At 42.5% G+C, this 10,461-nt stretch carries 5 protein-coding genes; all 5 read left to right on the forward strand.

Annotation, left to right across the window (positions count from 1 at the left end; genetic code table 11):
* A partial coding sequence (locus AC1DPZ_RS15900) for an ABC transporter permease (RefSeq protein WP_477405093.1) occupies positions 1-798 on the forward strand: 798 nt, incomplete at its 5' end.
* A gap of 144 nt (positions 799-942) precedes the next feature.
* Complete coding sequence (locus AC1DPZ_RS15905) at positions 943-3,312, forward strand: ABC transporter permease (RefSeq protein WP_477405095.1); 2,370 nt, start codon at positions 943-945, stop codon at positions 3,310-3,312.
* A 219-nt stretch (positions 3,313-3,531) separates the two neighbouring features.
* Positions 3,532-5,886 carry an ABC transporter permease gene (locus AC1DPZ_RS15910; protein ID WP_477405097.1) on the forward strand — a complete coding sequence of 785 codons (2,355 nt, stop codon included), beginning with the start codon at positions 3,532-3,534 and terminating at the stop codon, positions 5,884-5,886.
* Positions 5,887-6,249: 363 nt separating this feature from the next.
* Positions 6,250-8,640 (forward strand): ABC transporter permease, encoded by a 2,391-nt coding sequence (locus AC1DPZ_RS15915; protein ID WP_477405099.1) that lies wholly within the window; start codon positions 6,250-6,252, stop codon positions 8,638-8,640.
* A 218-nt stretch (positions 8,641-8,858) separates the two neighbouring features.
* The coding region (locus AC1DPZ_RS15920; protein WP_477405101.1) for an ABC transporter permease at positions 8,859-10,461 on the forward strand (1,603 nt) is incomplete at its 3' end.

The raw sequence follows: 10,461 nt of genomic DNA on the forward strand, positions 1-10,461 counted from the left end.
GATTTTATCCACCAGTTTGAAATGAAGGTTTTGGCCGGCCGTGCTTTTTCTGAATCATTTGGAACGGATACCACCAAAGCCATTGTCATTAACGAGGCCGCTTCAAAAATGCTGGGCTACCTGAAACCCGGCGATGCTGTTGGACACAATTTCAATCAATGGGGGCGAACAGGTAAAATAATTGGCGTGGTAAAAGATTTTCACTTTCAAGGCTTACAAACCCAGGTAAAACCATTGAACATGCGTATTAACCAACGTGGATTAAATGTATTTACTTTAAAAATAGGGGTAAATGACATTCCAGTCACCATAAAAACTATCCAGGATAAATGGAAATCGCTTGTACCCGAGCGACCGTTCAATTATGTTTTTGTTGATGCAACCTTTGATAAGCTTTACGCGTCTGATAATAGGTTTGGCACCCTGTTCTTATATTTCGCGATACTTGCCATATTTATTTCGTGCCTGGGTTTGCTTGGCCTGGCATCGTACAGCACCATCCAGCGTACCCGCGAAATCGGGATCCGCAAGGTATTGGGCGCATCGGTATTCGGTATAGTGAATATGCTATCGCTGGAGTTTGTGATACTGGTAGGTATTTCGGCGTTGATTGCTTTCCCGCTTGCTTATTATGGCATGCATAGCTGGTTAAAGGATTTTGCTTATCGAATCAGCATCAGCTGGTGGGAGTTTGCCCTGGCAGGCATAATTGCCCTTATGATAGCGCTTACCACGGTAAGCTTCCAGGCTATTAAAGCGGCGCTCACAAACCCGGTTAAGAGTTTGCGGRGCGAGTAGGCGTTTATTGGTTCATTAGTTCACTGGTTTCATTAGTGGAAGGCGGTAAAACTTAGTTTGATCTGCTGACCGCGCAACCAAAAAGCTAATGAACCATACAAGACCAATGAACTAATGAACCATTGAACTAATGAATCAAATAACATGTTTAAAAATTACTTAAAAATTGCCTGGCGGAGCCTGATAAAAAACAAGCTGTATTCTGCTATTAACATTGGCGGCCTTGGGGCGGGTATGGCCGTTAGTTTTATGCTGCTGTTATATGTTTATAATGAGTTTACCTACGATAAATTTTATCAGAACAGCGATAGCATCTATAAAGTGATGCGTAACCAGCCGTCAAACGGTGAGATTCTTACCGGCGATGCCACACCAGTACAGGTAGCCGGGGTGTTGCAAAAAGAGTATCCCGATATTGCATACGCCGCGCGTACAAACTGGGCTTACGATCAGCTTTTTAATTATAACAACAAGCCGCTCAAATTTTCATTGATGGCTGCCGATGCTTCGTTCCTGGATATTTTTAAGCTTGATTTTGTTAAAGGTAATAAAACCGATGCGTTTAAAGATCTGAGCTCGGTTATCATGTCAGAATCGGCTGTTAAAGCGCTGTTTGGTAAGCAGGATCCTATAGGTCAAACAGTAAAATTGAATGGCAGCACACTGGTAAAAATAAGTGGTGTTTTTAAAGACCTGCCCCAAAATTCCAGCTTTAGGTTTAAGGCTTTAATGTCGTGGAAATTGTTTGAATCAACCATGCCATGGGTTAAAAATTCTGGCTGGGGCAATTATTCGTTCAAAACCTTTGTCAAGTTGAAACCAGGTGTAGATGTGGCCAAGTTTAACCCTAAAATTACAAAGCTGATAGCCCATAATGATCCTTTTAATAAAGAAAATGAGCTGTTTTTATACCCTTTTAACAAAATGCACCTGTACAGTGAATTTAAAAACGGTAAGGCCACAGGTGGCGGCAGTATTGAGTATGTAAGACTGTTCCTGTTCCTGGCAATCGGGATCCTGGTGATAGCCTGTATCAATTTTATGAACCTGTCAACAGCACGTTCTGAAAAACGATCACGCGAGGTGGGGATCCGCAAGGTAGTAGGCGCCCGCAGGTTTGCCATTATCCAGCAGTTCATGGGCGAATCGATATTGACATCTTTCCTTGCTTTTATTTTTGCCGCATTATTAATGGGATCGCTGATGGGGCGTTTTCAGGAGATAATTGGTAAGCAACTCATTATACCGTTTAGCAACCCTTTAACCTGGTTAGCCGTAATTGGCGTAACATTGCTTACAGGGATCCTTGCCGGCAGTTACCCGGCCTTGTTCCTGTCGTCGTTTAAACCAATAAAAGTGTTAAAAGGCCTTAACAAAGCCGGCAAAACAACATTTTACTCCAGGCAGGTACTGGTTGTAATACAGTTTGTATTTGCTACATGCCTGATACTTTCAAGTATCCTGATTTATAAACAGATCAGCTATATAAAAAACAGGCCGGTTGGCTACTCACAAAATGGTTTGTTGGAGTTTTCTATTGAAGGCAGCATCCAAAAAGAGTTTGAAAACTTCAGGCGGGATGCCATTAACGCCGGAGCTATTACCGATGCAGCAATTACATCAAGTACTATTGCCAGTGCCAACAGCAGTAGCTGGGGCATTACCTGGCCCGGTCAATTGGCAGGAGAAGATAAAATTCCTATTGATCAGTTGGTTACCAGCTATCATTTTATCCCCACATATGGTCTGCAACTTTTGGCAGGCCGCGATTTTTCAATAGATCACGTTGCTGATAGTTCGTCTGTTATGCTGAATGAAGCCGCGGTAAAAATGATGCGGCTAAAAGATCCATTAGGCCAGATAATAAAGTGGCAGGATAGAAAATGTACTGTTGTAGGGGTTGTAAAAAACTTTGTATGGGACTCACCATATGAACCCGTGAAGCCGGTGATCATCGGCTTTGATAAAAACTGGGCAGGGACTATCGGCGTACGGTTAAATCCAAAAATATCGGTATCAAAAAGCCTGGCGACCATCGAGTCCCTCTACAAAAAATATAACCCCGAATACCCTTTTGAATACAAGTTTGTAGACGAAAATTTTAGCCGCAAGTTCCAGACAGAGAAATTGCTGGGTACGTTATCGAGCGCGTTCACGGTGCTGGCCATTATCATATCATGCCTTGGCTTGTTCGGCTTAGCTTCCTTCGCCGCCGAACAGCGTAAAAAGGAGATCGGGATCCGTAAAGTATTAGGGGCAACTGTAAGCAGCCTGTGGTTCAACCTGTCAAGTGAGTTTTTGCAACTGGTAATCATCTCCTTTGTTATCGGCTCTGCTATCAGCTATTATTACATGGATAAATGGTTATCCCAGTACACTTATCGCACTAATATCAGTGCGTGGGTATTTGTGGCTACTATATCCATAAGCGTGGCCGTATGCCTTGCAACCGTTAGCTGGCAGGCTATTAAAGCGGCTTTGAGCAACCCTGTTAAAAGTTTGAGAAGCGAATAAAATCGTTCATTGGTTCACTGGTTCATTGGTTCACTGGTTCATTAGTTCATTGGTCTTATCTGTTGGCTAATTGGGTCGGTTATGTTGATAATGGCTTGTGGCTGGCGAATTCAGACTGCAGGGTCTACGCTCCTCCACCAATGAACTAATGAACCAGTGAACTAATGAACTACGAATCATACAACACCAATGAACTAATGAACCATTGAACCAAATACCATGTTTAAGAATTTTATAAAAATCGCCTGGCGCAATTTATTGCGCAATAAATCATTTTCGTTGATCAACATATCGGGGCTGGCCATAGGAATGGCAAGCGCGGCGCTTATCCTTTTCTGGATTCAGAACGAATTGAGCTATGACCAGTTTCATCAAAATCGCGATAGGCTATACCTGGCTTATAACCGGGCTGTTTTTGATGGCAAGCTTTGGTGCTGGGGAACTACACCGAAGATCATGTCGAAGACATTGAAGCAGGATTACCCCTCCGTTGAACAAAGCGCGCGTACAACATCAGCAAGTTTCTTGTTTAGCCTTGGCGATAAACACCTGAACCTGGATGGTAACTTTACCGACCCGGATTTTTTGACCATGTTTAATTTCCCGCTGGTGGAAGGCAATCCAAAAACGGCGCTTAATACAGTCAATTCCATAGTTATTACGCAAAAGCTGGCAAAAAAGCTATTTGGAGAACAAGATGCGATGGGTAAAGTGATACGTATTGACAGCGTTGACCATTTTACAGTGACAGGGGTAATGAAGGATTTGCCCAACAACACCCGTTTTGATTTTGAATACCTGATGCCCTGGAGCTATCTGAAAAAAACAGGTGGCGATGACGAGTACTGGGGTAACAACTCTGTGCAAACCTGGGTGCTTACTAAACCCAATGTTACCGAAGATCAGCTTAATAAACAGGTGATCAACATTACCAAATCGCACTCCGATCAAAAAGACCAGGAAGTGTTTATGCACCCTGCTGCCAAATGGCATTTATATTCCAAATTTGAAAATGGCAAAATAACCGGCGGTAAAATTGAGTCGGTAAGGTTGTTTGCTGTTATCGCGGCATTTATTTTATTGATAGCCTGTATCAATTTCATGAACCTAAGCACTGCCCGGAGCGAAAAACGCGCCCGCGAAGTTGGTATCATGAAAGCGATAGGTGCAAAAAAAGGTTCGATCATCACACAATTTTTGGGCGAAAGCATCCTTATCGCTTTTATTGCAGGTATAATAGCCATTATCATTGTGCAGGTTAGTATGTCGGGCTTCAATCAGTTGACTGATAAACGGTTATTTGTACCTTATGGCAGTATTTATTTCTGGCTGGCCGGTTTAAGTTTTGTTTTATTTACGGGGATAATAGCCGGCAGTTACCCGGCTTTCTTCCTGTCGTCATTTAAGCCGGTTAGTGTTTTAAAAGGATCATTTAAAAAGGTAGATGCCGCAATTAGTCCGCGCAAAATATTGGTAGTAGTTCAATTTACTTTCGCCATTATCCTCATCATCTGTACCATCCTCATCCGCGACCAGATGCAATACGCCCAAAACAGGGATCTTGGATACAAAAAAGACAACCTGGCATATACCATGATGTCGGGCAGTATTGATAAAAACTTCAAGATGATCCGCAATGAACTGGTAAGCAGTGGGGCAGCAGTATCGGTTACTAAAACCAACTCGCCGGTTACCCAACGGTGGAGCGACAGCTGGGGGTTTGACTGGAAAGGAAAAGAGCAAAGTCAGAAAATAGATTTTATCATGTACAACACCGATGGCGACTTTGTAAAAACCATGGGTTTAAAAATAGCCGCCGGCAGGGATATCGATATAAATACTTATCCTACAGACTCAACAGCCATATTGCTGAACGAAGCCGCGGTAAAAGTAACCGGCTTTAAAGACCCAATAGGACAGATCATCAAACGGGATAGCCATAATTTGGTGGTAGTAGGTGTGATTAAAGATTTTATTATCGAATCGCCATACCAGCCTATTAAAGCTATGATTATCCAGGGACCTAAATCATGGTTTAACGTGGTGCATTATAAGCTTAACCCTAATAACACTACCGCCGAAAACCTGAAACGTGCGGAAGCCGTGTTTAAAAAATATAATCCAGAGTACCCGTTTGAATATCATTTTGTTGACGATGAATACGCGAAAAAATTCAACGACGAACAAAAAGTGGGCACCTTAGCCAGCCTATTTGCCGGCCTAACCATATTTATATCATGCCTTGGGTTGTTCGGTCTTGCCGCATATATGGCACAAAACCGCCAAAAGGAAATTAGTGTACGTAAAGTGCTCGGCGCATCGGTGTCAAACCTTACTGGTATGTTATCAAAAGAGTTTTTAATGCTTGTACTTATTTCCTTCGCTATAGCATCACCAATTGCCTGGTGGGGCATGCACAAATGGCTGGAAACATATACCTACCGCATTACCATCCAGGTTTGGGTATTTGTAATGGCAGGGCTGGTAACCGTAATAGTTGCACTGGCAACCGTAAGCTTCCAATCCATTAAAGCGGCATTAGCCAATCCGATAAAGAGTTTGAGGAACGAGTGATTTTGGACTTTCAGACAAAGGACTTTTAGACAAAGGACTTTCAGACAAAGGACTTTCAGACAAAGGACTTTTAGACGAAGGAACAAAGACTTTTGGACGCAGGATTTTTAGAGCAAGGAGTAAAGACTTTTGGACGAAGGACTTTCGGACAAAAGATGTGTTTGTCTTCTTTTTGTCCTTTGTCCAAAAGTCTTTTGTCTGAAAGTCCAAAATCTTACTCTCCTGTTCGCCTATGCACAATGACCGTCCGCTATCGTACGGTTTTGTATTTTGGTTTTATTTTTAATTTGCTGATATTTAGGTTTTTATGTAATTGGTACGGGTTTTAGTATTCTAATAGTATAACCATAAAACATTAGCCTTATGTTAAAGAATTATATTAAAGTAGCCTGGCGAAACCTTATCAAACATAAAGTTTTCTCCATCATCAATGTAAGCGGTTTAGCCATTGGCGTGGCTGCTTTCTGGCTCATAAGCCTTTACGTGGCTGATGAATGGAGCTATGACCGATACAATAAAAAAGCCGACCGGATTTTCCGGGTTACCCAGCATGGCGAATGGAACGGCGGTAAGTTTAACCTCGCGGTTACATCGGCACCTTATGGGCCGACATTAAAAAATGATTACCCCGAAGTTGAAGAGTTTGCGCGTGTTGATGCCGAGGGTGGTGGCAAAATAACGTACGGCGATAAGCAGATAAACGAAGGAGGGATCCTTTTTACAGACAATGCCATCTTCAATGTATTTAGCTATCACTTTTTATCCGGCGAACCTGCATCTGCTTTAGCCAGGCCGCAAACCGTTGTTTTAACCAAAACGCTTGCTGTTAAGCTTTTTGGCGATACAGATAACGCAGTGAACAAAACGGTAATGCTCAATGAGCAACCTAACACGGTTACCGGTGTTATTGACGATGTACCTGCAAATTCGCACTTTACATTTGCTGCTTTACGCTCATTTCCATCGGGTTATACCGATAGATGGGGCAATTCTGGCATCTATACCTACCTTTTGCTGAAGGACCATAACGATTTTAAAAAGATAGAGGCAAGTTCTGGTGTATTCTTTAACAAATACCTGAAAGGCGACCTGGGCAAAATGAGCTTCCGGATGGAACTGCAGCCGCTAACGGCTATCCACCTCAAATCAAATTTAGATTATGAGATAGGCACTAACGGCAATATTACTTATGTATATGTGTTCGGCATTGTAGCATTGCTGATACTGGCTATAGCGGTTATCAATTATGTGAACCTAACCACCGCGCGTTCGTCTGTAAGGGTTAAGGAGATAGGGGTGCGCAAAGTTATAGGCTCCAGCAAAAACCAATTAATGCTGATGTTTTTTGCTGAATCTATTTTGTTGACAGCTATCGCTACGCTTTTGGCAGGGGCAGTCATCCAGTTTGTATTGCCGTATTTTAACCAGCTATCGGGCAAAACATTAATACTCTTGCAATTCGGGCTTACAAAAACCATCATTGCTTTTACAGTTTTCTCATTAGTAACAGGCATGCTGAGCGGTTTGTACCCGGCTTTGTTCCTGTCGGGTTTTCGTACTATTTCAGCCATGAAAGGCCAAATAGGCAACCAGGCATCTACCGTATTATTCAGGAAATCGTTGGTGGTGTTCCAGTTTGTTATCACCATTGTAATGATAGCTGGCTCGTGTATCATTTACCAGCAATTGCATTTTGTAATGAACAAAGATCTTGGCTTTAACAAGGCGCAGGTGCTTACTTTCCATATTAATGATAAATCGGCCCGAACTAAAATTGCTGCTATAAAAAGCCAGCTTTTGCAAAATCCTGCTGTGGAAAGCGTAGGCATAGCCGGTAACCCAATTGGTAACAACAACATAGGCGGCGGCAGTTTTAACTTAGGTGCTGATGGAAAAGCAAACTCCGAATCGAAAATTGTAGAGAACCTGGTTGTTGATCAAGACTTTATCCCTACGCTGCAAATAAAAATGGCAAGGGGGCGCAATTTTTCATCATCAATGGTTACCGATCAAAAGCAATCCATCATTGTTAACCAAACCCTGGTTAATGAAATGGGCTGGAAGGATGCCGTAGGTAAATCCGTACGAACCGGGGTTGACGAAAAGGGCAACACGATATCGCAAACCATTATCGGCGTTGTAAAAGATTTTAATACCTACTCCCTTCAGCATAAGGTATCGCCTATGGTGATGGTAATGCCAGCCAAAGCAAACGACCAGGATAATATGTATGTACGCATTGGTAAAAACAACATCCAGGCTACATTAGATTATATTAGCAAAGTTTATGGTCGCTTTGATATCGAAAGCAAAGTAGAGTTTCACTTTTTAGATCAAAATTTTGCCAAACAATACCAATCCGAACAAAAGCAGGGCAGTATCCTGTTTGTATTTACCATACTGGCCATTAGTATAGCCTGCCTGGGGCTTTTCGGCCTGGTAACTTTTACCGCCGAGCAAAGGGTAAAAGAAATAGGTATCCGTAAAGTATTAGGCGCCAGCGTAGCAAACATTGTTACCCTGCTATCTCAGGATCTGATGAAACTGGTACTGGTGGCCACCGTAATTGCATCACCGTTGGCCTGGTACGGCATGAGCAAATGGCTGCAAAGCTTTGCTTACCGTATTGATATCCAATGGTGGGTGTTTGCCATTGCCGGTATTACAGCTATTGCCATAGCCTTTGTAACTGTTAGTGTACAATCTGTAAAGGCTGCCACTGCTAACCCGGCTAAGAGCCTTAAAAGTGAGTAAAAACGTTCACTGGTTCATTAGTTTATTGGTATTGTCTGGTTGGATCACGCAAGGAGGCATTTTAGATAGGCAGTCGCTTGTCAGTCCACTATGCCCGCGTTAACCAATGAACCATGAACCCCAAATATTTTGAGTGCAAGTGTAACCACAATCGTTAGCATGTTGTCAAAGGATTTATAATTGCCACCAATGAACCAGTGAACTAATGAACTAACGAGATGATAAAAAACTACATTAAAACCGCTTTCCGTACGCTTAAGAAAAACTTAGGGTTTACGGCTATTAATGTTTTGGGGCTGGCCCTGGGACTGGCAACCTGTTTGCTTATTGTTTTTTATGTGGTTGATGAGTTAAGTTATGATGGATTTAACCTGAATGCCGATAGGATTTACCGCCTGAATAACGATATCAAATTTGGTGGTAACGATCAATCATATGCCAGTTCGCCTGCACCACTTGCGGGGGCATTGGTAAGCGATTTTCCGGAGGTGGAAAAATCGACGAGGATGATTAACAGGGGTGGCTATAATGTAAAAAAAGGCAATCAGAATATTAAGGAAGATAGAATGATATTTGCTGATGCTTCCCTTTTTGATGTATTTACCTTACCCATGATTGCCGGCGACCCACACAAGGCCCTGGTTGAACCGCACACAGCAGTGATCAACGAAACTACAGCCAGGCGCTATTTTAACAACCCTTTGCAGGCCGTGGGTAAAACCTTAACTTTTAATGATAGCATATTATATAAAATAACCGGGGTCATCAGGGATATTCCAAAGCAATCGCACTTTAATTTCGGTTTCTTTTTATCAATGAGCACCCTTGCCGAAAGCAGGGAGAACGCCTGGTTCAGCAATAATTTTAATACCTATGTTTTATTAAAACCAGGGGCTGATCCACAGAAATTCAAAGCTAAATTACCCCAGCTGCTGCGTAAATACGCGGGACCGCAATTGCAAAGTATATTACACATCACCTTTGATGATTTTGAAAAGGCCGGTAACAAATACCAGCTTAACTTAATCCCGCTGAAAGATWTTCACCTTAAATCAAACAGCGTTTCGGAACTTTCACCTAATGGCAATATCCAGTATGTGTACATTTTTACCGCGGTAGCCATTTTTATATTGCTGATAGCCTGCGTAAACTTCATGAACCTGTCTACCGCGCGTTCATCAAACCGTGCACGCGAGGTGGGGGTTCGTAAGGTGCTGGGTTCGCCCCGTAAATACCTTATTTTTCAATTCCTGTCCGAATCGGTAATGGTTACGTTTATAGCGGCTGTGTTGGCTGTAATCACGGCTTATTTATTTTTACCGGTATTTAATCATATGGCCGACAAAACTTTGGCGCTCAGCCTTAGCTCCTTAAGCTGGCTGATACCGGGTATGCTGGTAGTGGTATTAGTGATTGGCTGCCTGGCAGGGTTTTATCCAGCGTTTTTCCTATCAGCTTTTCAGCCTATTGAAGTATTAAAAGGCAAGTTGGCCAATGGTTTTAAAGGCAGCTGGTTAAGGAGCTTTTTGGTAGTATTCCAGTTTTCAATCTCTATTTTCCTCATCATAGGCACGCTGGTTATCTACAACCAGTTAAAATATATCCAGCATAAAGATCTTGGCTATAATCGCAACCAGGTATTGATCATACACGGCACATATGACCTGGGTAAACATGCAAAAACATTTAAAGAAGAGGTAAAGCGACTACCCGGCGTAATGAATGCCACCATGACCGGCTTTTTGCCAACCATGGATTACCGCAACAGCAGCAGCATGTTCCCCGATCGTAACCTCGATCAAAAACGGGCCATACTTACGC

This window comes from Mucilaginibacter sp. P4_G9 (genome assembly GCF_056400985.1).

Coding starts and splice junctions, on each gene's coding strand:
- AC1DPZ_RS15910 (WP_477405097.1), top strand. CDS start 3,532: ATGTTTAAGAATTTTATAAAAATCGCCTGGCGCAATTTATTGCGCAAT.
- AC1DPZ_RS15915 (WP_477405099.1), top strand. CDS start 6,250: ATGTTAAAGAATTATATTAAAGTAGCCTGGCGAAACCTTATCAAACAT.
- AC1DPZ_RS15905 (WP_477405095.1), top strand. CDS start 943: ATGTTTAAAAATTACTTAAAAATTGCCTGGCGGAGCCTGATAAAAAAC.